A 1,366-nucleotide genomic window follows, 5' to 3' on the forward strand; every position below is an offset into this window, starting at 1 on the left:
TGTGTATTCCGGAGCGAAATGATCACCAATTCCGGCGGCATTTGATCGCAGATTCCGGAAACACTTGATCAGTGATTCCGGCATTACTTGATCACCGATTCCAGAGCATTTGATCAGTGATTCCGGTCGTATTTGATCACCATCAACACTCACGATATGACAATTTTTATACACTATTCGTCTTGTAATCCAAGGCGAGATTATCGTGAGACCATTAAGTATGCGAAAAATTCAAGAAGTATTTCGACAGCATGAACAAGGGCATAGTAACCGTGATATTGGGCGAAGCCTCAATATCAGTTCTGGAACTGTATCCAACTATCTTTATCGTGCACGTGTAGCGGGATTAACCTTAGCTGAAGCACTGTCTCTTGGCGAGCAGGAGCTGTATGAGCGCTTATTTTTACCATCAAAGGCCAGCTCAACCCGGCGTGTTCTGCCGGACTGGGAGTGCATCCATGCGGAGCTGCGCAAAAAAGGAATGACGTTAATGGTACTGTGGCGAGAATATCGGGAATGTCATCCGGATGGTGTGGGTTATAGCCAGTTTTGTGACCGTTATAAGCGTTATATCAAGCAAATCAGCCCCGTCATGCGACAGGTTCATAAAGCTGGAGAAAAGGTTTTTGTTGATTATGCGGGTATGACTGTTCCATGGATAGAGCCGTCTACAGGAGAGATTCATGAAGCACAAGTCTTTGTAGCCAGTCTTGGTGCATCGCAATTTACCTTTGTTGACATCACAGAAAGTCAATCACTGGAACACTGGATTAGCTCCCATATTCGAATGTGGAACACCTTTGGCGGTGTCACCAAAATTGTAGTGCCCGATAACTTGAAATCCGGTGTGAGCAAGTCGCACCGCTACGACCCTGATATTAACGCAAACTATCAGCATGTCAGTGAGCATTACGGATTCGCTATTGTCCCGGCTCGAGCCGCCAGGCCTCAGGACAAAGCCAAAGTTGAGAATGCTGTTGGATGTGTTGAGCGCCAGATTCTTGCCCCATTGCGACATCATACCTTTACCAGTATTGCTGAGATTAAAAAAGCCATTGCGCCCAAGCTTGCTGCCTTTAATCAACAGTCCTTTCAGAAAATGAATACTTCTCGCCTTGAGCTGTTCGAGGCTCTGGACAAACCAGCGCTTCATCCTTTGCCCTCTGAGCCATATCACTATGCCGAATGGAAAAAAGCCAAGGTGAATATTGATTATCACTTTGTTTTTGATGAACATTATTACAGTGTTCCCTATCAGTACATTCATAAGACCATTGAAGTTCGTGCCAGCGGTTCGATGGTGGAATGCTTCCATGAGGGGAAGCGCATCACCCTGCATACCCGCTCAAAAAAACGCTTTACACAC

The 1,366-nt window shown here is 45.8% G+C and carries 1 protein-coding gene; it reads left to right on the forward strand.

Annotated elements, in window-relative coordinates; translation table 11 throughout:
• Positions 1-220: 220 nt before the first annotated feature.
• A partial coding sequence (istA, locus tag CC34_RS0110105; protein ID WP_028379466.1) for an IS21 family transposase occupies positions 221-1,366 on the forward strand: 1,146 nt, incomplete at its 3' end.

It is taken from the genome of Legionella pneumophila subsp. fraseri (assembly GCF_000586315.1).
GTDB classification, from domain to species: Bacteria; Pseudomonadota; Gammaproteobacteria; order Legionellales; family Legionellaceae; genus Legionella; species Legionella pneumophila_B.